The following is a 20872-nucleotide window of genomic DNA, read 5'->3' as shown; positions in this document are numbered from 1 at the left end:
TCTGATTTCAACTGCAGGACGGGGCGGAGCGGGATGCTGTGGCCGATGAGCCGGTTTACGGCTTGCTTGCTCGTCTTGGCCGTGTTTTCGGCATGCTTGCGCGGCAGTCCGCCAAACCTTGGCGTTGGCGGCCGGGATTGTCGTCATCGGATGTTTCCGGCGCGTCGCTTGCGGCCGCCAGCCTCACGTCCGATCCGCCTGGGAGGCTGAATCATGTTGTCGCGCCTGTCGCTGGCCAGCAAACTGTTGCTGCTGATCATTCCCTTCTCCCTTGTCCTGATCCTGCTGGCTGCGGTGCTGGCCATGGGCAGGCTGCGCACGCTGGACGAGTTGCGGCAATCGGACCAGCTGATCAGCCTGGCCGGCAGCGCCAGCCAGTTGATTCACGACCTGCAGACCGAGCGGGGGCTGACCAATGGCTTCCTGAGCGGCAAGGCGGCATCGCCGCCGGATGCGCTGATTCAGGCCCAGGCCCAAAGCGACAAGGATGTGGCAGGTTTCCGCCTGCAGGCGGATAGCCTGGCAGGTTCGGCGCTGGGCGCGGATGCGGCGGGGACCGCGCGAGCGCTGGAGGCGGTGCCGGAGTTGCGCAAGCAGACCGGCAACCGGACGATTGCGGCGGCGGACGCTTTCGCCGTTTATTCCGCGCGGATCGACGGATTGATCGCCATGATCGCTCATCTGGCTCAGGCCAATGACGATGGCGATTTGCTGCGCAGCACGGCGGCGTTGCTCAGCTTGCAATGCGAAAAGGAATTCGCCGGACGCGAGCGCGGTTTTGTCAACGGCGTGCTGAGCGGCGCCGGCTTCAATCAGGCCAGCCTGACCCAGGCGGCCGGCTTGGCGGCGCGGCAGCAGGCTTGCGAGGGACAGTTCAAGTTGATGGCATCGGCGGCGCTGCGCAGCCAAATGGAGGCCCTGGACCAGGGGGCGGAAACCCAGGCGGTGCTGGCGTTGCGCGGCAAATTGTTGCAACAGCCGCTGGGACAAGCGCCGGGTGTGACGGCATCGGACTGGTTTCAGGCAGCCACCGCGCGGATCGCGGCATTGAAGGCCTTGCAGGACCAGCTGCTGCAGGACCTGTCGCAGCAGGTGGCGCGCAAGGTGGAGCAGGCGCGGACCGATCTGGAGCTGACTCTGGGTGGTTCGGGAGCGGTGATCCTGCTGCTGGGCGCGATGGGCTGGCTAATCTATCGCAGCGTGCATGGGCCGGTGCACTTGCTCGAACGGATGATGACTTCGATGAGCCGGGATCTGGACCTGGGGCCGCGCGCCGGCATCCGCGGATCGGACGAGGTGGCACGGATGGGACAGGCTTTTGACCACCTGGTGGAGGCCTTCGCCCAGACGCTGAACCAGGTGAAAAACAATGCGCATCAGGTGGTAGACGCAGCCAGCGCCATGCTGGACATCTCGCGACGCGCGTCGGAGGCTGCGACTTCGCAAAGCGAGTCCGCCGCCCAAATCGCGGCGGCGGTGGAGCAGATGACCGCCGGGATCGAGTCGGTATCGGACAATACCCGCCTGTCGCTGACGGTGGCGCGGCAGATGCAGGGCAGCGTCACCGACGGCCGCGAGCGGATGCAGGACACAGCCTCGGCCATCAGTCAGACCGCCGCGGTGCTGGACAACGCCGGCAGCCGCATCGAGACCTTGCAGCAAAAGTCGGAAGACATCCGCTCCATCATCACGGCGATCCGGGAAATCGCCGATCAGACCAACCTGCTGGCGCTGAACGCCGCCATTGAAGCGGCGCGAGCCGGCGAGATGGGGCGCGGTTTCGCGGTGGTGGCGGACGAAGTGCGCAAACTGGCCGAGCGCACCGGCAAGGAGACGCTGGACATCACCGCGCTGATCGAGGATATCCGCGATGAAACCCGGACCGCCGCCCTGCATATGCAAGAGGCCAGGCAGCGGATGGAGTCGGGCTTGAAGATGGTGGGCCTCACGGTGGAGGATCTTAACCATATCCATGGCGAGGCGGCGGAGGCCGCCAGCAAGAGCCATGGCACGGCGGCGGCGATGGTCGAGCAAAGCCAGGCCAGCACCGAGGTGGCCAACAATATCTGCGTGATCGCCTCGTTGGCCGAAGACAACTCCGGCATGGTCAAGGAGGTCGCGACGCTGTCGATGAGCTTGAACCGCTCGGCTTCGGAGCTGGCGGCGCTGGTGGACCGTTTCCGTCACGCCTGACGGGCTGACTGCGATGAATGGAAAAACGGCCTTCGCGTGCGAAGGCCGTTTGCGTTGCCAGCCTAAGGCTGGATCAGAACCAGAAGTAGCGGTGCAGCGCCGCGTCCAGGTTGGCGACGTCGGGCGCGCCGACGCCGGTAGCCTGATCGTAGCCGCGGTGCGCGTTGTAGCCCCAGTTGCCGCCGGCGGTGATGTCGCGCAACGGCGCGCCGTGGTGGCCGAAACCGTGATAGGCGTGGCCGGTGGCCAGCAGGCTGTACAGCGAGAAGTTGAGCAGGCCCAGGCGGCCGCCCATCGACTGGTTGAGCAGGGCGGTGATGCCGGCCAGCTGCGGCGCGACGAAGCTGGTGCCGCCGCTGTTGCTCTGGATGGCGAAGCCGTTCTTGTCCGAGGTGTAGTACACCACGTAGCCGGTTTCCGGGTCGCCGTTCATCGAGATGTCGGGCAGATTGCGGCCCTTGAAGTTGGCCGGCACGCTGCCGATCACCTGCGGCGGGGTCTGGCTGCTATCAACCAGTTGCTGGCCGGCTGGGGTGTTCTGCATGCCGGGTATCCAGTTCTGGTAGAACGGACGGCTGATGAAGCCGCTGACGCCGCCGCCGTCGCCCACCGGGAAGATGCCGCACGCCACCTGATCCTTGCCCAGCGCCTTGCACAGGCCGTTCAGGTAGTCCCAGCCCCAGGCGCGCTCGGTGGAGATCTTCACTTTCATCTCCTTGCCGTTGGGGTGGAAGGTGAGAGTGGTGGGAACGGTGGTGGCGCCGGCCGCGGTGATGAATTGCTGGTTGGCGGGGCTGTCCACCGACAGCACCTTGTTGTATTGCGGCAGGGGGGCGGCGCGGTTGACATCGTAGGCTCCGGAGTCGCCAGAGGCCGCGAACAGGGTCTGGCCTTGCAGCGCGGCCTGCAGGAACAGGTCATGGTAGGCCTGCAGCACATTGGTGGTCTTGCCGTTCACCGGGTCCACCGCCTGGCTTTGCTGGTCAAACCATTCCCACTCGCCCCAGCTGACCGACAGCGTGTCGGCGCTGTTGCTTTCTATGGCCTGGGCGAAGGCGTCGACAAAGCCCTGGGTGGTGTTGGGCGCCTGGTAGACGATGATCTTGGCGTCCGGAGCGATGCCGCCGGATTGCTCCACGTCCAGCGTGGTCTCGTCGGAGCCGCCGGTGTCGCTGGGCGCGCCGGGACCGCCGTCGATGTTGACGATGCTCAGGCGGTTGGGGTCGGTGGACAGGCCGACGGCGCTCCAGTATTGGAAGGCGTCGGACGGCGTGAAGCTGGCCAGGGTGACGATGCCGATGGTGCTGCCCTTGCCATGGATGCCTTTGTTGTAAAGCGGGGTGATGTCATAGTGGCGCGCCAGGTCGGTCACGGTCCACTGGCCGGGGGCGTTGCCGCTGGTCACCGCGCTGGCACCCTTGCCGAGAGAGGGTTGCAGATGGTTGGGCACCTGGCGCAGGTGCGGGCGGAAATGCGGGCGGCTGTCCAGGCCGATCACGGCTTGTACTTCGCTCAGGTCAACCTTGGGCGTCGCGGTGCGCACTGGCGCGATGTAGCGGGCTGTGCCTTGGACGGCGGTCTTGTTTTGGAACACATGGACTTCCGCGCCGAAGGCCTGTTGCACGGTGGCGGCCGGACCGCTGACCTGCAGCAGGGTGCTGCCTATGCGCTTCACGGTCAGGCCGGCGGCCTGCAGGTGGGCGCTGACGCGGCTGACGGTGGCGTCGTTGGGCGCGAAGCGGGCGCGGAACTCGGCCGGGGTCAGGAATCTGTGATAGTTGGCGTCGGCGGGGCTGTGAACCGCTTGCAGATAGCGGGTGGCGGCGTCGCGGTCGCGCAGGTTCAGGGCTACGGTCACGGTCAGTTGTTGCGATGGCGCGGCTTGTTCGACCTTGCCCAGATCGAAGGCCGCGGCGGCCATCGCGCTGGAGGAAACCGCTGCCGCCAGGGCGGCGACCACCATTTTTATTTTGAAGGCATTTGCCATGTTTCTAGTTCTCCTTTGAGGGGCCGGGCCGGGTCCGCGCGGCATGGCGGATGGCGGCCCTATCCTGCCGCTTGCGATCTGTGGGCGGGACTTGCCGAGTGTTGGCGAGTCCGGCTGCGCTGTGTTTTCATGATCGGCGGGATATCCAATTTGATTAAACTGGAGAGGCCAGTATAAGAACGGCGAATTGTGACAAGTTGAGTGTTTTTGTAACATTCTGTATGGCAATTTTGTCAGTAAATTATTGCTAACTTGTTGATCTAAATGTTAAGTAGCTGGTGCTTTCAATTAATGTTGCGGGATTTTTCATGCGTATGGCCTGACATTGGTATGATCGATGCCGCGAAGTCGCGGGTTTTGCTGCGGCAATGGTTATGCATTTTGGTTTTGCCAGCTATCGATGATGTTGAGCGGTGAAGCGGGGACTGCTGCAGTACAATTCAGATAGAGCTTGTTAGCTGTTGTGATGAGCGGCAGTGTCAAATTGCCAAAATGGCGACAGATTGCGTCGGCGACGGCGACCAAATGGAATCAAGTGAGAGAAGGTGTTGGAGGATGCATGCTGATTGATCGTTTTGGTCGCGCCATCGAGTATCTGCGGCTGTCGGTGACCGACCGCTGCGACCTGCGTTGCAGCTATTGCCTGCCCAAGGGCTTCAAGGGTTTCGAAGAGCCGGCCAACTGGCTGACTTTCGACGAAATCGAGCGGGTGGTGGCGGTGTTTGCGCGGCTGGGTACCCGTCGCGTGCGCTTGACTGGCGGCGAGCCGCTGCTCAGACGCAATCTGCCCGAACTGGCGGCCAGGCTGTCCGCCCTGCCCGGGCTGGACGACCTGTCGCTGACGACCAACGGCACCCAGCTGCAGCGTCATGCGCTGGCATTGCGGCAGGCCGGCGTGCGCCGCATCAATCTCAGCCTGGATTCGCTGCGCGGCGATTGCGTCGAGCAGATCACCGGCAGCGACAGCCTGCCGCGGGTGTTGGAGGGCTTGATGGCGGCCAAGGCCGCCGGCTTCGCGCCGATCAAGATCAATATGGTGGCGATGCGCGGGGTCAACGAGCAGGACATCGAAGCCATGGTCGCTTTCTGCATCGAGCATGGCTTCATCCTGCGGTTGATTGAAACCATGCCGATGGGCGATACCGGCCGCGCCGCGCATTATCTTGATCTACAGCCGGTGCTGCGGCGTTTATGCGGCCAGTTTGGCCTAGTGGCGCAGACCTGTACGCTGGGAGGCGGGCCGGCCCGCTACTGGGGCAGCGCCGACGGCCGCTTTTCGCTGGGGGTGATCACGCCGATTTCGCAGCACTTCTGCGCGACCTGCAACCGCGTGCGGCTGTCGGTGGATGGCACCCTGTACATGTGCCTGGGGCAGGAGGAGAAGATGGAGTTGCGGCCCTTGCTGCGCGCCGGCATTGACGATGCCGGCCTGGAGGAGGCGATCCGGCTGGCGATAGAGCTGAAACCCGAGCGCCACGAGTTTCTCGAGCAGCCGCAGAAGCTGGTGCGCTTCATGTCGATGACCGGCGGTTGAGCCGGAGCCTCAGCGCTCCAGTATGGCGCGGCGGTGGCGGCGGAATACCCATTTCTCCCACATCAGATGGGTGTCCAGATCGAATGTGCCGCGAATGTCGGCAACCAGCAGATGGTGCTGTTGCGACAGGCTGTCGCACTGGGTGACGTAGCCATTGAGGCACAGGCTGAGCGCGGAGTCCGGGTTGGGGTAGAGCGAGATCAGCAGCGGCTGGCCCAGCGGCCAGGACTGGCTATCCTGCCAGGCCACCGAATTGAGGCCCAGCCGGCAGGGCGTGCAGGTGGGGCGGTCCGGGTGGCGCTCCAGTAGCGAAACCTCCAGCGCCAGGTCCAGCTTGGCTTCCAGTCTAAGCAGCACCGGGTTGCTGTCGTCCGGCGTTTCGCCCGGCGCGGCCAGCACGCGCAGCGCCAGCCGGGTTTCCCTCTGCAGCCGCGGCGAGTAGTCGCCCTCCCGCACCTGCGCCAGAAAAGGCAGATCCGCATCAAAGCTGACGGTATCCAGTTGCAGCAGGTCGGGGGCCTTGGTGTCTTGCATGTCCATCGCTCAGTGATACAGCTGCAGGATGGCGTCCAGGCCGCCGTGCTCGATGGCGATGTCGGCTGCGGCGCTGACCCTGGGTTTGGCGTGATAGGCGACGCCGGTGCCGGCCTCTTGCAGCATCGGCAAGTCGTTGGCGCCGTCGCCGACAGCCATCACCTGCTCCGGCTTCAGCTTGAGCGCGGAGCGGGTCGCCATCAGCAGCTGTTTCTTGGCGACGGCGTCGATGATCTCGCCGCTCAGGCGGCCGGTCAGACGGCCATCGACGATTTCCAGCTGGTTGGCGTAGGCGTAGTCCAGGCCGTAGTCGGCTTTCAGCCTGTCGGTGAAATAGGTGAAGCCGCCGGACACCAGCAGGGTCTTGATACCCAGCCTGCGGCAGGCCGACAGCAGCTGCTCCGCGCCGGGATTGAGCCGCAGCCGCTCGCGGTACACCTGTTCCAATGCCGATTCCGGCAGGCCTGCCAGCAGCGCCACCCTTTCCTGCAGCGCGGCGGAAAAGTCCAGTTCGCCGCGCATCGCCCTTTCCGTAATCTCCGCCACCTGCGGCTTGATGCCCTTGATGTCGGCGATTTCGTCTATGCACTCGATATTGATCAACGTGGAGTCCATGTCGGACACCAGCAGGCGGAAGTCGCCCAGATGCTTGCCGTTGTCGATGTAGGCGGCGTCGTAGCCGTGACGGTGGCACAGCGCGATCACTTCCTGGCGGCGTTCCGCTTTGGCTCCGCGCATGCGCACGATATCGGCGCCGGGGTGGTCCAGATGCGGGGCCTCCGCCAGATGGGCGATGTCGGTGATGTGCTGGGGGTCCGGTTGCGGAGCGAGTACTACCAGGGTTTTCAGTGTGCTCATTGTGCGATCGGCATCAGGGTGGTTTGCTTTATTATGCCACGTCTTTTACCGTTTTCCGCTCCGCAACCGGGTTTTGTCAGCTCTGGGAATGGCCGCCGCGCTTTTGCAGCCACCATTGAACCAGTCGGTCCAGCGACACCAGGCCGGGGCCGAAGGCTAGCAGCACCAGGATCTGCGCGCCCCAGAAATAGTGGAACTGGCGCGTGGCTTCGGTCAGGTCCGGATAGCTGATGACGGCGACAGCGTTGAGAATGAACAGGCCGGCGGCGGCGAAGCGTCCGCCCAACCCGAATGCCAGCAAGGAAGACAGGCCCAGTTCGCCGCAGGTGGCCATCACCGCGGCCACGGCCGGCGGCAGCAGCGGTACATGGTATTCGTCGGTGAACAAGGCCAGAGTCACGTCCCAGTCGGCGATCTTGGTCAGGCCGGAGCTGAAGAAGACATGGGCGATCCACAGCCGCAGCAACAGCAGCACCAGCGGCTGCAGCAGATTGCCGGCGCGGATCAACAGCTGATAGGCGCATACGGGAGCTTGGAGGGGTTTGTTCATGTGCTTGAGCCTTGCAAGTGGATGGCGGAGAGCAGGGGTGGCTGAAACAGGCCGAGCAAGGCGGCCTGCAGATCGAAGCCTTCATCGAGCTGCAGGGCCGGGCCGATGGCGTTCCCCAGCGGTTGCCGCTTGAACAGCGCGGCGTAAAAAGCGTGGCGGGCCGGATCCAGCGCCAGCATCTGGATCTCGCCATGCCGGCGCAGCACCAGGGTGTTTTCCGCCGGTCGCTGCAAAATGCCTTCCAGCGAGCCGCCATCGCGGTGCGCGAGCCAGATGCTGGCCGCCGGAGTGGCGGCGGGGCATAGCGCCACGTCCGGCAAGGGTGTGAAGCAGAGCTGGTCCCATTGTTCCGGAGCGATGGCAGCCAGCGCGCCGCTGTCTAGCGGCTGGATGTCGGCGGCGTAGTAGCTGCGGTGCACCGCCCATTCCAGGCGGGCGACATCGGCCAGGTAGGGCAGGTCGCGGCAGTGTGCGAAACCGGCGATGAAATCGGCGAAGGCATCGCCGTACAGGTGCAGATTGCCGCTGTGCGAAGCGTGGCCCTTGACGTATTTGCGCGCCAGCGCGGTGAAGAACTCCTCTCCCACCAGCTGCAGGCAAACCGGGTGGCTGTGGGACAGCGCGTCGATCAGGCCGACCCGGTAGTTGTTGCGGTATACCGCCAGTCCGGCGGCCCGCAGCTGCAACCCGGCGGGAGGCTCTTGCTGGGCGGGGTCGGCAATCGCCTCCAGCAATGCGCTTTGCCAGTCATGCCAATTCATGGCGGGCCTCCAGTATCGCTTGCGCCTTGGCGGCCTCGTCCAGCAGCACCGCCAGCGGTGGAATCTCCATGTCCCATTCGATCAGGGTCGGCCGCGGGCCGATCTGCGCGATCACTTCGCGGAAGAATTGCCAGACGCCGTCATGCACCGGCTGGCTGTGGGTGTCCACCAGCAGGCCCTCGCGCTCGCTGTAGCCGGCCAGGTGGATTTCACCTATCGCGTCGGCGGGCAGGGCCGCCAGCACCGCGCGGGTGTCGGTGCCGAGATTGACGCGGTTGACGTAGAGATTGTTGACGTCCAGCAGGATGCCGCAACCGGTGGTGCGCACCAATTCAGCCAGGAATTCGCCCTCGTTCATTTCATTGCCGGGAAACTCGACGTAGCTGGACAGGTTTTCCAGCAGGATGCGGCGCTGCAGCGTGTCCTGGGTTTCCGCCACATGGCCGGCGATCGCGTCGAGCGCGGCGCGGGTGTACGGAACGGGCAGCAGATCGTTGACGTAGCGCAGCGGCGAATGGTTGAACGACAGGTGCTCGGAGATGGATGCTGGATTGAGCTCGTCCACCAGCCGCTTCAGCGACGCCAGGTGTGCGGCGTCGGGGCGGGGACAGGAGCCCAGGCCCAGGCCGACGCCATGCAGCGACAGCGGCCAGTGGGCGGCCACGCGTCTGAGCATGGCGAGCGGCGTGCCGCCATCGAAGAAGTTTTCACTATGCACCTCAACCCAGCCCAGCGGCGGCAGGGTTTCCAGCGTTTCGCGGTAGTGCGGGGCGCGCAGGCCTATGCCACAGACATTGGGCAGGATGGACATCGATGACTTCCTGTAGGGCGGGAGGACAGCCCGCCGGGAAGCGGGCTTGTTGCGGTCAGGCTTAGTTTTTTTTGACGGCCGTGCTGCCGCCCATCTTTTCGCAACTGCCCTTGGCCACGTATTTCCAGTCGCCCGGGTCCTTGTCCGTCTTGGCCTGGCCGGCGCAGGAATGGGCGCCGGTGGCGGAGGCGCAGTCGTTCTTGCCCGCCTGGGCGATGCCGTAACACTTTTCCTTGTCTGCGGCGGACGCCGGAGCGGCGGTGAGGACGCCCATGGCGATGACGGCGCCGAGCGCGGATGCGATGAGGGCTTTGTTCTGGTTCATGTCTGACTCCTGGGTGGTATGGCCCGGCAGGCGAAGCTGCCGGGCGGTGAACGTATGGTAATCAAAGTGGCTGGGGTTGCCACCAGGGAAAATTACATCGGCTTGCTTTGACCGCCCATTTGCTGACAAGTGCCGGCTGGAACCAGCTTGAAGTCGGTCGGGTCATTGTCCGTTTTGGCCTGGCCCGCGCAGGCGTGGCTGGCGTTCTTGCAGTCGTTCTGGCCGGCCTTGGCGATGCCGAAACACGGGTCTTTATCGGCCGCTGCCGCCGGGGTGCTGGCCAGTACGCCCATGGCGATGACGGCGCCGAGTGCGGATGCGATCAGAGTCTTGTTGCGGTTCATGGCTTTCTCCTGGGAAGTTCACCAAGTCGGTGAATGGCGATTGGTCGCCGGAAGTGGCGGGTCATTACAGTCCTGGTGGGCTGAAGCATCGCCTGACAAAGGTTGAGTCGGGGTGTCTTCGGCTTTCTTACGCGGGAGGGGAAAAAATATTCCAGCGCGCCAGGATCGTCGTGCCGGACGACTGCCACATATCATCCGGTGTTGATGCTCCCGTCGTTATAGTGCGCTTTATCATGGACGCATAGATCGCATGCGCAGGCCGTTTGACCTAATTGGCGTGGCGAGAAGGAGATAGGGGGAAAGCCAGGCCGCATTGCACGGCCTGACTGGGCCTTTAGCGGATATTCACCACCTTGTGGGTCTGCACCGACAGCCGCCATTTCGGGTGGGCCATGCAGTATTCGATGGCGGCGCGGGTGTTGGCGGCGATGTCGGGCCCGTCCATCGGTTGCAGGTAAAAGGTGTCGAAATCCAGATGGGACACGGTTTCCGGCAGTTGCGCCTGTTGCGGGTAGACCAGCTTCAGCTCGTTGCCGGACAGCTGCTTCAGCTCCGATCCCGCCTTGGGGCTGACGCAGATCCAGTCCAGTCCGGCCGGCGCGGCGATGGTGCCGTTGGTTTCCACCGCCACTTCAAAGCCCTCGGCGTGCAGCGCGCGGATCAGCGCTTCGTCGAGTTGCAGCAGCGGCTCGCCGCCGGTGCACACCACGTAGCGCACGCCGCCTGCGTCCTCGGGCCATTCGCTGGCGATACGCGCCGCTAGCTTGGCCGCGCCGCTGAACTTGCCGCCGTCCGGGCCGGTGCCGACGAAGTCGGTATCGCAGAACTGGCAGACCGCCTTGCCGCGGTCCTCCTCGCGGCCCGACCATAGATTGCAGCCGGCGAAGCGGCAGAACACCGCGGCGCGACCGGCCTGGCGGCCCTCGCCCTGCAGCGTGTAGAAGATTTCCTTGACGGTATAGGTAGTCACAGCGGTATCTCGAAGTGGATGGCTTACAGCAGCGGCCAGCGCATGTCCTGATTGAAGTGCAGCGACACGCCGGCGTGCTCGTTTTCCATCAGGTCGATGCGGGCCAGCTCCGGAACCAGCGGCGACAGTTGGGCATGGATCCACTCGGCCACGGCGGCGTTGTCCCGGCTGCGCAGCCCGGACAGCTTGTCCAGCGGGTTGTGGTCCAACTGGCGGTAGATGGGCTTGAAGCGGTCCTTCACATCGCCGAAATCCAGCAGCCAGCCCATGGTGCGGTCGATGTCGCCGGCCAGCATCAGCCGCACTAGATAGCTGTGGCCGGTGTAGTTGCCGGCCGCGTCGAAGGGCATGGCGCTTTCGAAGCGCTGTTCTTTCCAGATGCGGAAGCGTTGGCCGTCGAACTGGCTGCCGGCGCTGTGCGTCTCGCGCACCTCCACCCAGGCCAGTCCCGGCAGCTCGCCTTGCAACTGCTGATGCAGCCAGTGCGCCAGCACCTCGCTGGTCGGATTGTTCAGCCCGGCGATGTCGTTGAGGTAATGCTGGTCGAGGCGGCGGTGCAGCGGCGCCCAGGCGCGTGCCAGATCATGCTGGCTGCAGCCGGCGGCATCGGCCGCCAGACGCACGCCGAAACCATGGCCGTGCAGGCGGCCGCACTTGTGTCCCGCCGGCACATGCGGCAGATAGTGGGCGGCCTCGAACGACACGTTCAGCCAGACCAGTGTCCGGGCGCCATCCAGCATCACTCCGCGGTCCGGCGCGCCTTGCAGCTTGATGGCTGCCGGATGGGGCAGGGCATGGGCCACATGGCGAGCCAGGGCGAGGTCGTCGCAGGCGGCCAGCACGGCGTTGAGGTCGGCGTAATCCAGTGGCGCCACAGCGGCTTGCAACGCTGCCTGCAGCGCGGCCTGGTCGGTGTATTGGGCTTCGCAGCGGGCGCTGAGGCGGAAGCTGTGGCCATGCAGGCGGGCTTCGCGGCCAGGAGCGGCATGCAGCCGCCGCGCCGCTTCAAAGCCGGCGTCGGCCATCATGTAACAGGCGTGCATGTCAGTTTCCTTGCGCTTCCGCCTGGCAGCGCGCTACCAGCGGGTCGGCCACGCCCACTTCGGCGAAGCCTTTGGCGCGCAGCTCGCATGACGCGCAGCGGCCGCAAGGCGGCACCTCGCCGTTGTAACAGGTGTGGCTCCAGGCCAGGGCGTCCATGGCGCCTACCTGTTGCGCCAGCGTCACAGTTTCAGCCTTGGATAGATACATCAGCGGAGCATGCAGCTCCACCCGGCTATCCATGCCCAGCCGCAGCGCCACTTCCAGCGCCTTCAGCGTGTTTTCGCGGCAGTCCGGGTAGCCGGAGTAGTCGGTCTGGGCGACTCCTGCTACCAGATGGCGGGCGCCGCGGGTGTAGCCGAAGGCGGCCGCGAAGGTGAGGAATACCAGATTGCGGCCGGGCACGAAGGTGTTGGGCAGCGCGTCGTCGTCGCGCGCGCCGGACTCCGGCGCGATGCTGTCGTCGGTCAGCGCGTTGCCGCCGATGGCGGCGAAGGTATCGATTGGGAGCACGGTCTGGCGCACGCCGGCGAGGGCGGCGATTTTCCTGGCGCACTCCAGTTCGACGCGGTGGCGCTGGCCGTAGTCGAAGGTTACAGCTTCCACATTGCCGGCGCCGAAGCGCCGCAGCGCCCAGTACAGGCAGGTGGTGGAGTCCTGGCCGCCGGAGAGAACCACCAGGGCCTTTTCAGATGCTTGATTCATAGTCCGTCGAAAAACAGTCGAGGGTTGCAACGGCGCGCCGGGATCGGTCTCACCCAGCGCAGGTAACCTTAAATTCTACCCCACTATAGCCCAGCGATGTTGGCTATGAAACGAGTGGCATTTTTATGACATGTGGAATTATTGCAACGATGCGGATTTTATTGATTGCGATCATGGCTTGTTCATGCAATTAATTATATTCGCATGACAAATGCGTTCTTTATAACTTTTCGTGATGTAAAAAACACCCAATAAAGGGGAAAAAAATGGACAAGAGATTGCCTATCGCCGTGTCGGCCCTGCTGTTGGCCGCTTCCGCAGCCCATGCCGCAGATCTGCAGGTCAGTTTGGGACAGCCTGTGATCAGCGCCGGCCAGGAGGTTGATGTGGCCTTGACCTATCGCAATACCGGCAAGGAGACCTTGCATGTCTACCGCTGGTTTGTGCCGGGCAAGGATCTGCAGGAGCAATTCCTGGCGGTGAACGTGGACGGCAAGCCGGTCGAGTATCTGGGGCCGCGCTACAAGCGCGTGGTGCCGTCGCTGCGGGATACCGTGACGTTGGCTCCCGGCGCCACGCTGAGCGCCAAGGTGAGGGTGTCCGAGTACTACGACCTGTCCAAGGCCGGCCAGTTGAGCGTCCGCTTTGAAAGCAGCAGCAACAAGGTGCTCAACCGCAGCCTGCCGGCCGGCGTCAGCGCCAAGCAGGCCGCGGCTCCGCAGGCGGACGAGGCGATTGCCTCCAATGTGGTGGGCGTCTATAGCTCGGGCCACGTCAGCTCCTTGTTGACCAAGTCCCGCACCGCCAAGCAGGAGTGGCAGGCGCTCAGCCGCAGCGCGGTAAGCGGCGTCAGTTACGCCGGCAATTGCTCGGTGAGCCAGCAGTCGCAATCGCGCGACGGCGTGGTGGCGGCGGGCGCGATGGCCGATGAGGCCGCGGCCTATCTGAACGGCTCGCCATCCAGCACTCCGCGCTATACCACGTGGTTCGGCAAGTTCAGCCAGGCTAACTGGGCCACAGCCAAGTCGCATTACGTGAAGATCAAGGATGCGCTGGACAGCAAACCGATCCAGCTGGATTGCAGCTGCACCGACGGCGGCACTTATGCCTACGTTTATCCGTCGCAGCCTTACACCGTTTACCTGTGCGGCGCGTTCTGGACCGCTCCGACCAAGGGAACCGACTCCAAGGGCGGCACCCTGGTGCATGAGCTGTCGCATTTCACCGTCGTCGCGGGCACTCAGGACCATGTCTACGGCCAGGCCGGCGCCAAAAACCTGGCCAAGAGCAGTCCCGCCCAGGCGCTGGACAATGCGGACAATCATGAATATTTCGCCGAGAATACTCCGGCGCAGCAGTGATTAGGCCGGTTGTCTGACCGTTCCATCCCCGCCGCGGCGCCTGCTGCGTCGGGGATGTTTGCATTGCGGCGCAGATGGCGTATCGGCTAGGCCGGGGCGGGATGGCTGGTCTATTATGTGCCGCAGCGGCGGCCGATAGTGGGCTATGCTATTGACAAGGGCAGGGTTCGGGTGACGGCCCGGCTTAACGGCCAGGCCGCAATGTCATGCCGACCGGCAGCATACATGGGCTAGAGGGAGCGATGTCGTCGACGACCATTTTGCTGGTAGAGGATAGCGCCACCAACCGGTACTTCATCGAGCAGTTTGTCATGGAGCTGGGCTATCAATGCGTGGCGGCTAAGAATGGATTGGAAGCGGTGGCCTATTGCAGGGACAAGGTGCCGGATTTGATCCTGATGGATGTCATCATGCCGGAAATGGACGGCCTGCAGGCAACCGCCGAGCTGCGCCGGATGTTTGGCGAGCATTGGGTGCCCATCATCTTTCTCACCAGCCTGAACGAATTGGAAAGCGTGGTGGGAGGGCTGAAGTCGGGCGGTGACGACTATCTGGCCAAGCCGGTGAGCTTCGATCTGCTGTCTGCCAAGATCCATGTCTTCCTGCGCATCGCCGAAATGCAGAACCAGATCAATCAGGATGCGGTGCGGCTGGAGAAATACTATCGCGAGAACGAGGTCGAGCAGCAGCTGGCGCTGGAGCTGATCGAGCGGCTGATAGGCCAGCGCACCTCCAGGCCGGACCACGTCTGGCAGTATCTCAGCCCGGCAGCCGGTTTCAATGGCGACCTGATCATCATTTGCCAGCCGCCGTCCGGCGGAGAGCACATCATGCTGGCCGACTGCACTGGCCACGGCCTGACGGCGGCCATCAGCGCCTTGCCGGCGATCGACTGTTTCTATGAAATGACCCAGGCGGGCTGCGGCATGGCCGAGATCGCCAGAGGGGTCAACCAGAAGTTGCACCGCCTGCTGCCGGGAGGGCGCTTTGTGGCGGCGGCGCTGATCGCCATCGATCCGGACGGCGTGCGGGTTAGCATCTGGAATGGCGGCGTGCCATGCGTACTGCTGTTCAACGAGCGGGCCGAAGTGGCCGCCAGCTGCAACTCCACCCATCCGCCATTGGGCATTTTGCCGGCCGAGGCGTTCGACGATTCGATGCAGTCGCTTGATTGGCAGCCGTCGCAGGTGCTGGTGGTGAGTTCGGACGGCATCACCGAGGCGAAGGACGGCAACGGCGTGATGTTCGGTTTGCCGGGGGTGGTGGAGGCGGTGGGCAGGGGCTGGCCCGCCCGGATTGGCGAGGGCGTTCTGGAAGCGGTCAAGGCGCATATGCATGGCGACGCGGCGAGCGACGATATTTCCCTGCTGGTGATCCGCCACGCGGCGGCCGAGCAGCCGCCGGGCGGCTAAACGGCGCAAACGCGCGCGCGGCCGGTTTTCTTGGCCAGATAGAGCTGATCGTCGGCCAGTTGAATCAGGTGCTGGCTGTTGTTGTCGGCGTCCGGTTCGACGGTGGCCACGCCCAAGCTGAGGGTGACGACATCGGCGGCCGCCGAGTCGGCATGTTCGATATGCAAGGCGCGGATCGCCGCTTCCATCTTGATAGCCACGGAGACGGCACCCGCCAGGCTGGTTTCCGGCAGCAGACAGGCAAACTCCTCTCCGCCCAGGCGCGCCGCCAGGTCATAGGGCCGGTTCAGCTGCAGTTGCAAGGTGTGCGCCACCTGTTGCAGACATTCGTCTCCCGACAGGTTGCCGTAGCGGTCGTTGTATTTCTTGAAATGGTCGATGTCGGACAGGATCAGGGCCAGGCTGGCGCGGTGGCGCTGGCAATGCCGCCATTCACGGTCCAGCCTTTCATTGAACAGGCGCCGGTTGGCGATGCCGGTCAGACTGTCGGTGAAGGCCAGCTCCCGCAACTGGTCGGCCTGGAATTTCAGCGTGAGATGGGCATGGACCCGGTTGCGCAGCGTCGCCGGCGTGACCGGCTTGGTGACGAAGTCCACGGCGCCGGCCTCCCAGCAGGCCATTTCCTGCTCCTGGCTCTGGAGTCCGGTCACGAAGATGACCGGGATGTCCCGAGTGTCCGGCCACTGTTTCAACAGCCGGCATACCTCCATGCCGTTCATCCCCGGCATCTCCACGTCCAGCAACAGCAGATCGGGCGGCGTGTTCTGACAGAAGGCGATGGCCTGCTCGCCGTTGGTGGCCATGAAAACCTCATGCAGCGGGTGCAATATCTGGTGGGCGACCACGATATTGGTCGGCTGGTCGTCCACTATCAGTATCCGGCCGCGGCGGCAGCCTTGGCTGCCGGATGTCGGGGAGGGGATGTCGTCGTTCATGACTGGTCTACCTTCTGCCGTTGCAGGATCTCCGCGCACAGGCTGGCGGCTGCCGCGAAGTTCATTTTCATGATGGCGTCGTTGAGCTGGTCGAACTCATTCGGCATGACGCGATAGTATTGCTGCCTCAGCTGGTCGAAAACGTTCATCGCGTCCAGATTGGACATGCTCAGCATGTGCCGCAGGCCGACCAGGCCGATCTGCAGGTCTTCGGCGTCCTGTTCGGTCGGGGCGTCCGAGTTTGTTTCCACGGCGGCGAGCGGCAGCTGCTGAGCCTCAAGCCGGGCGGCAGCCTCCGCGCGCTGCGCAGCCTCTTGCAGCGGCGAAAAGTCTTCCGGCCAAGGCTGGGCGGGATCGCGCATGGCTTTTTCCTCCGCGGCGGCCAGTCCGGCCAACTCTTCGGCGCCGACGGTGGCGGCCAGGCCCTTCAGCGTGTGCAGGGCTTGCACGGCCTGGTCCCGCTGCTGCTGTTGCCGCGCGTTTGACAGATTGGCCAGCAGCGAGTGGATTTCATCGCAGAAACTGAGCAGGGTGTGGCGGTAGATTTCAAGATTGCCGCCGAAGCGCGGGATGGCCGCCTGGCTGTTCATCACCCGATTACCGCCCGCCGTCGCCTGCGGCGGAGGCGACGGGGCCATCGGCGGAGCCGATTGGCGGCTGGTGTGGTGCAGGATGACTTCCACCAGTTGGGTCAGGTCAAAAGGTTTGCCGACGTGATCGTTCATGCCTGCCGTCAGCGCGGCTTCGCGGTCGGCCGGCATCACATTGGCGGTCATGGCGATGATGGGCAGTTGCTCGGCGGAGAAGCTGGCGCGGATCAGCCTGGTGACGGTGTAGCCGTCCATATCGGGCATTTGGATGTCCATCAGCACCAGGTCGTATAAGGGGGAGGCTTTCTGCATGGCAAGCAGCGCCGCCTGTCCGCAATCGGCCACATCCACCTGCGCGCCTTCATTGTTCAGCAGTTCGCGGGCGACCTGCTGGTTGGTAAGGTTATCCTCCACCAGCAGCAGGTGAAGTCCGTTCAGCCGGGGCTCGAGATCCGCTGGGCGGCTGGGTTGCGGGGTGGGTTGGCCATGGTTGGCGTGGGCGTCTGCCACCGCGTCGAACAGCATGGAGGCGGTGATCGGCTTGATCAGCAGGCTGTCGAAGATGCCGGGATTCAGCTTCTGCCTCTGGGCAAACAGTTCGCGTCCATAGGCGGTGACCATCACGATCACCGGCGTGTGCTTGCCGCTTTGCATCTGCCGCAGATGGTTGCAGGTTTCCCAGCCGTCCATGCCAGGCATACGCCAGTCTATCAGGATGATGTTGTAGTCCCTTTCCGGGCCGCCTTCCGCTACCATTTCCAGCGCTTCCTCGCCGCTGCGGGCGACGTCCACCTGCCAGCCGAAAGAGCTCAGGATGGCGCCTTGCGCTTCGCGCGCGGTGTCGTTGTCCTCGATCACCAGGCAGCGCAGGCTCTGCAGCGAGATGCGGCTGGCCTCCGGGGGGGACGATGCGCTTTCCGCCCTGTCGCATTCGATGGTGAAGCTGAAAGTGCTGCCTTGTCCCTGCGTGCTTTTCACATCAAGTTGGCCGCCCATCAGGCTGACCAGGCGCTGGCTGATGGCCAGGCCCAGGCCCGAGCCGCCATAGCGGCGCGCGGTGGAGGTCTCCGCCTGTGAAAAGCCTTCGAAGATGCGCTGGCACTGTTCCGGCGAGATGCCTATGCCCGTGTCGCGCACGGCGAAGGCGATTCTCATCAACTTGCCTTCCTGGTGCAGCAGCCGGGCCGACAATACCACTTCGCCGTGCTCGGTGAACTTGATGGCATTGCCTGACAGGTTGATCAGGATCTGCTGCAGGCGCAGGGCGTCGCCGATGATCCAGTTGGGCAGCTCGGGATCGATGTCGAACAGGATTTCGACATCCTTGCTGCCCACATTGGAGGACAGGATCACACCGATGTCGCGCAGCAGCTTGTCCAGGCTGAAAGCATGGGGGTCCAGCGTCAGCTTGCCGGCCTCCACCCGCGAGAAGTCTAGGATGTCGTTGAGAATGGCCAGCAGCGTGCGCGCCGCGGTGCTGGCTTTCTCGGTGTAGTCGGCTTGGCGCATGTTCAGGCCGGTCTGCTGCAGCAGTTGCAGCATGCCGAGGATGGCGTTCATCGGCGTGCGGATTTCATGGCTCATATTGGCCAGAAACTCCGACTTGGCGCGGCTGGCGCTGTCCGCGGCGGCTTTGGCCGCCAGCAGCCAGTCTTCCTGCTGGCGTTGCAGGGTGACGTCGCGGTTGATGCCCAGCATGCGGCGGGGCTTGCCGCTGGCTTCGTATTCGATCAGCGCGGCGGCCTGCACGTAGCGGACTTCGCCGTCCTGCCGGACGATGCGGAAGATGGGGTTGTAGACGTCGGTTCCTTCCAGCGCGCCTTGCAGCTTGAGCTCCGCCATCTCGATGTCGTCCGGATGGACGCGCGAGCGCCAGTGATTGTAGTACAGGCCGAATGCCTTGAAAGATTTGGGGATGTCGTATATTTCGAACATCCGGTCGTTCCACTCCAGCGTATCGCTGTCTATCTTCCAGTTCCAAATGCCCAGCTCGGCCACTTCGGCGGCCTTCTCCAACTGGTCGCGCGCGGACTCCAGCTCGCGCCTGTCCTGCTCGCGCTGAGTGATGTCCGATGCGATGCCCAGGTAGCCGGTGATGGTGCCGACCTCGTTTTCCAGCGTGGAGACCGTCAGCAGCACCGGCAGCAGGCTGCCGTCGCGGCGGGTATAGGTCCACTGGCTTTCGTTGAACTGGCCGTGCCTTGACTTGGCTACGATGGCGTCGAAGCCGGCGGCCACGTTTTCTTGCAATTCCTGGGACAGCATGGCGGCCCGGGCGGCCAATTCGCTCTTGCTATGGAAGCGCGTCAAGGACTGCTGGCCCAACATGTCCTCCGACCGGTATCCCAGCATGCGTTCGGCCGCCGGATTGAACAGGGTGATCAGGCCTTCCGGGTCGGTGGCGATGATGGCATAGCCGGCATTGGCCAGGATGGCGTTCTGCAGCGCGGAGTAGATGCGGATCTGCGCGGTGCGCTCCTCCACCTGCTGCTCCAGGGAGGCGTTCAATTCCAGGATCTGTTTCTCGGCCGCCTTCTGCCGGCTGATGTCCCGTATGGTCTTGGCAATGCCTATCACCTGTTTGTGGCTGCCCAGAATCGGCGACATGGTGATGGCCACATCCATCCACTGGCCGCTGCGGGTGCGGTTGATGCTGTTCATGCTGATGATGGCGCTGCCCTTGCGGACTTGTTCCGTCAACGCCTCCTCTTCCGCCATGACTTCCGCCGGAATGATCAGCTGGGTCAGCTTCTGTCCTATGGCTTCCTGGGCGGAAAAACCGAACAGCTTTTCCGCGCCCTTGTTCCAGCTGGTGATGGTTCCATCCAGGGTCTTGCCGATGATCGCGTCGTGAGAGCTTTCCACGATGGCGGCCAGCTCCGCCTGCCTGGCGCTGGCTTGGCGGTATTTTCTCAGGTAAAGCGAGGATATGGCGCCTATCAGCAGAAAGATGCCGAGCGTGGTGGCCAGCGTGGCGCGGCGGGTGGTGTCCACCATGCGGGCGACATCCTGGTCTTGCAGCACCGCGTGCACGGTGGCGTAATGATTGGGAAAGTCGGAGTTGAACGGGATATCTATCGAACGGACATAGGCGGTGCCGTGAGGCGATGTGTAAGTCTGCAGGTCTTCCAGCTGTTCCGGTTTGGCGGCGGCCGGATGGAAGTCGTCTTGCCAGCGCCATTGCTGTTTCTTCACAAAGCCGAAGACGCGGTTGGCGTCCGGCTGGGCCAGATAGTCGCCGTCCTGGTTGGTGATGTAGAGCTTCAGTTCAACCGGAATGCTCTGGAATAGCGAGTCCAGCAGATTGCGCGCGTTGAAGTTGATGATCACGATGCCGAACACCTTGCCGTTCTGATCGTGGATCGGCGTGGCTACGCGGATGGTGGGGATCGCGCCGGTGCTGGCCGGTTTGCCGTGCGTAGAGCCCAAGTTGATGTCGGAGAAATATATCTGTCCAGGCCGCAGCTTGACGGTTTCCCGCATGTAGTCGCGGTTGCCGTGTGGTGCCAGCTGCTTGGCCGAGGCGGTTTCCACCTGGCCCTGCGCATTGCGTTGCGCCCGCACCAGTTCTTGCCCGCCGTTGGCGACGCCGATGAAGCGGATGGACGAGAATTCCGGGTTGGCGGTGAGGAAGGCGCTGAAAATGGAGGTTAGGCGCGCGTTCCAGGCCGCCATTGTGGAGCTTTCCTGCGGGTCGACGCCGCCATGCTCGCTGGCGCGGACCATGCCGGAAACCGGCGGCGTGGAACTGAGGAAGCGCACATCGCGCGCCAACTGGTCGAATTGGTTTCTCAGCATGACGTTGCGGGTGTGGATCACATAGCCCAGGCGTATCTGGTAGGTGGCAAGCAATTGCTGGCGCTGGTGTAATCCGGTCTGCAAAACGACTACGGTTGTGACGACTATCATCGTGCAGATAAATGCTATGGCGAGGCGCAACTCAGGCCGTGACCAGATGTGG

The 20872-nt window shown here is 63.8% G+C and carries 17 protein-coding genes; 4 read left to right on the top strand and 13 right to left on the bottom strand.

Features of this window, described 5'->3' with window-relative positions:
• The first annotated feature begins 213 nt into the window (after nt 1-213).
• A complete protein-coding gene (locus BI344_RS00580) occupies nt 214-2193 on the top strand; it encodes a methyl-accepting chemotaxis protein (protein ID WP_071111041.1) in 1980 nt (659 codons plus the stop codon).
• A 73-nt stretch (nt 2194-2266) separates the two neighbouring features.
• Here BI344_RS00580 and BI344_RS00575 read toward each other — a convergent pair whose 3' ends face one another.
• Entirely contained in the window at nt 2267-4180 is a 1914-nt protein-coding gene (locus BI344_RS00575) for a S53 family peptidase (protein ID WP_071111040.1), read from the bottom strand.
• 559 nt (nt 4181-4739) lie between these two features.
• Here BI344_RS00575 and moaA point away from each other — a divergent pair.
• On the top strand, nt 4740-5714 hold the full coding sequence (gene moaA / locus BI344_RS00570) for a GTP 3',8-cyclase MoaA (protein WP_071111039.1): 975 nt from the start codon (nt 4740-4742) through the stop codon (nt 5712-5714).
• Between the two features lie 9 nt (nt 5715-5723).
• Here moaA and BI344_RS00565 read toward each other — a convergent pair whose 3' ends face one another.
• From BI344_RS00565 to queC, 10 genes are all read right to left on the bottom strand, one after another.
• Nucleotides 5724-6248: a hypothetical protein gene (locus BI344_RS00565; RefSeq protein ID WP_071112007.1), complete on the bottom strand. Its 525-nt coding sequence runs from the start codon at nt 6246-6248 to the stop codon at nt 5724-5726.
• A gap of 9 nt (nt 6249-6257) precedes the next feature.
• Nucleotides 6258-7106: a phosphoserine phosphatase SerB gene (gene serB, locus BI344_RS00560; protein ID WP_071111038.1), complete on the bottom strand. Its 849-nt coding sequence runs from the start codon at nt 7104-7106 to the stop codon at nt 6258-6260.
• A gap of 76 nt (nt 7107-7182) precedes the next feature.
• Nucleotides 7183-7656 (bottom strand): DoxX family protein, encoded by a 474-nt coding sequence (locus BI344_RS00555; protein WP_071111037.1) that lies wholly within the window; start codon nt 7654-7656, stop codon nt 7183-7185.
• Nucleotides 7653-8417, bottom strand: coding sequence for an HvfC/BufC family peptide modification chaperone (locus BI344_RS00550; RefSeq protein ID WP_071111036.1), 765 nt, complete (start codon nt 8415-8417; stop codon nt 7653-7655). The genes BI344_RS00555 and BI344_RS00550 overlap by 4 nt, the downstream gene beginning before the upstream one ends.
• A complete protein-coding gene (gene bufB / locus BI344_RS00545; protein ID WP_071111035.1) occupies nt 8404-9228 on the bottom strand; it encodes an MNIO family bufferin maturase in 825 nt (274 codons plus the stop codon). Before bufB ends, BI344_RS00550 begins: the two co-directional genes overlap by 14 nt.
• A 61-nt stretch (nt 9229-9289) precedes the next feature.
• Entirely contained in the window at nt 9290-9553 is a 264-nt protein-coding gene (locus BI344_RS00540) for a BufA1 family periplasmic bufferin-type metallophore (protein WP_071111034.1), read from the bottom strand.
• 92 nt (nt 9554-9645) lie between these two features.
• The gene (locus BI344_RS00535) at nt 9646-9897 is read right to left on the bottom strand and encodes a BufA1 family periplasmic bufferin-type metallophore (protein ID WP_071111033.1); all 252 of its coding nucleotides are present in this window, start codon (nt 9895-9897) and stop codon (nt 9646-9648) included.
• A gap of 334 nt (nt 9898-10231) precedes the next feature.
• On the bottom strand, nt 10232-10867 hold the full coding sequence (gene queE / locus BI344_RS00530; RefSeq protein WP_071111032.1) for a 7-carboxy-7-deazaguanine synthase: 636 nt from the start codon (nt 10865-10867) through the stop codon (nt 10232-10234).
• Between the two features lie 23 nt (nt 10868-10890).
• Nucleotides 10891-11910 (bottom strand): 6-pyruvoyl trahydropterin synthase family protein, encoded by a 1020-nt coding sequence (locus BI344_RS26295; RefSeq protein ID WP_071111031.1) that lies wholly within the window; start codon nt 11908-11910, stop codon nt 10891-10893.
• A gap of 1 nt (nt 11911) precedes the next feature.
• Nucleotides 11912-12613 carry a 7-cyano-7-deazaguanine synthase QueC gene (gene queC / locus BI344_RS00520; protein ID WP_071111030.1) on the bottom strand — a complete coding sequence of 234 codons (702 nt, stop codon included), beginning with the start codon at nt 12611-12613 and terminating at the stop codon, nt 11912-11914.
• Nucleotides 12614-12879: 266 nt separating this feature from the next.
• Here queC and BI344_RS00515 point away from each other — a divergent pair, with 266 nt between their 5' ends.
• Together BI344_RS00515 and BI344_RS00510 are read left to right on the top strand one after the other, a co-directional pair.
• Nucleotides 12880-13974 (top strand): M35 family metalloendopeptidase, encoded by a 1095-nt coding sequence (locus tag BI344_RS00515; RefSeq protein WP_071111029.1) that lies wholly within the window; start codon nt 12880-12882, stop codon nt 13972-13974.
• A 242-nt stretch (nt 13975-14216) separates the two neighbouring features.
• Complete coding sequence (locus BI344_RS00510; protein ID WP_071111028.1) at nt 14217-15386, top strand: PP2C family protein-serine/threonine phosphatase; 1170 nt, start codon at nt 14217-14219, stop codon at nt 15384-15386.
• Here the strand turns inward: BI344_RS00510 and BI344_RS00505 are convergent.
• Together BI344_RS00505 and BI344_RS00500 are read right to left on the bottom strand one after the other, a co-directional pair.
• Nucleotides 15383-16321, bottom strand: a complete 939-nt coding sequence (locus BI344_RS00505) for a GGDEF domain-containing response regulator (RefSeq protein ID WP_071111027.1) — start codon at nt 16319-16321, stop codon at nt 15383-15385. The genes BI344_RS00510 and BI344_RS00505 overlap by 4 nt on opposite strands.
• On the bottom strand, nt 16318-20820 hold the full coding sequence (locus tag BI344_RS00500) for a PAS domain S-box protein (RefSeq protein WP_083370008.1): 4503 nt from the start codon (nt 20818-20820) through the stop codon (nt 16318-16320). Before BI344_RS00500 ends, BI344_RS00505 begins: the two co-directional genes overlap by 4 nt.
• Nucleotides 20821-20872 lie beyond the last annotated feature (52 nt).

Origin of the sequence: Chromobacterium sphagni, assembly GCF_001855555.1 — a bacterium.
GTDB lineage: Bacteria > Pseudomonadota > Gammaproteobacteria > Burkholderiales > Chromobacteriaceae > Chromobacterium > Chromobacterium sphagni.
This window is presented reverse-complemented; position numbering and strand designations above follow the sequence as displayed.

Bases quoted from the DNA above. Each gene is read 5' to 3' on its own strand.
- BI344_RS00580 (WP_071111041.1), top strand. From the start codon at position 214: ATGTTGTCGCGCCTGTCGCTGGCCAGCAAACTGTTGCTGCTGATCATT.
- BI344_RS00575 (WP_071111040.1), bottom strand. From the start codon at position 4,180: ATGGCAAATGCCTTCAAAATAAAAATGGTGGTCGCCGCCCTGGCGGCA.
- moaA (WP_071111039.1), top strand. From the start codon at position 4,740: ATGCTGATTGATCGTTTTGGTCGCGCCATCGAGTATCTGCGGCTGTCG.
- BI344_RS00565 (WP_071112007.1), bottom strand. From the start codon at position 6,248: ATGCAAGACACCAAGGCCCCCGACCTGCTGCAACTGGATACCGTCAGC.
- serB (WP_071111038.1), bottom strand. From the start codon at position 7,106: ATGAGCACACTGAAAACCCTGGTAGTACTCGCTCCGCAACCGGACCCC.
- BI344_RS00555 (WP_071111037.1), bottom strand. From the start codon at position 7,656: ATGAACAAACCCCTCCAAGCTCCCGTATGCGCCTATCAGCTGTTGATC.
- BI344_RS00550 (WP_071111036.1), bottom strand. From the start codon at position 8,417: ATGAATTGGCATGACTGGCAAAGCGCATTGCTGGAGGCGATTGCCGAC.
- bufB (WP_071111035.1), bottom strand. From the start codon at position 9,228: ATGTCCATCCTGCCCAATGTCTGTGGCATAGGCCTGCGCGCCCCGCAC.
- BI344_RS00540 (WP_071111034.1), bottom strand. From the start codon at position 9,553: ATGAACCAGAACAAAGCCCTCATCGCATCCGCGCTCGGCGCCGTCATC.
- BI344_RS00535 (WP_071111033.1), bottom strand. From the start codon at position 9,897: ATGAACCGCAACAAGACTCTGATCGCATCCGCACTCGGCGCCGTCATC.
- BI344_RS26295 (WP_071111031.1), bottom strand. From the start codon at position 11,910: ATGCACGCCTGTTACATGATGGCCGACGCCGGCTTTGAAGCGGCGCGG.
- queC (WP_071111030.1), bottom strand. From the start codon at position 12,613: ATGAATCAAGCATCTGAAAAGGCCCTGGTGGTTCTCTCCGGCGGCCAG.
- BI344_RS00515 (WP_071111029.1), top strand. From the start codon at position 12,880: ATGGACAAGAGATTGCCTATCGCCGTGTCGGCCCTGCTGTTGGCCGCT.
- BI344_RS00510 (WP_071111028.1), top strand. From the start codon at position 14,217: ATGTCGTCGACGACCATTTTGCTGGTAGAGGATAGCGCCACCAACCGG.
- BI344_RS00505 (WP_071111027.1), bottom strand. From the start codon at position 16,321: ATGAACGACGACATCCCCTCCCCGACATCCGGCAGCCAAGGCTGCCGC.
- BI344_RS00500 (WP_083370008.1), bottom strand. From the start codon at position 20,820: ATGATAGTCGTCACAACCGTAGTCGTTTTGCAGACCGGATTACACCAG.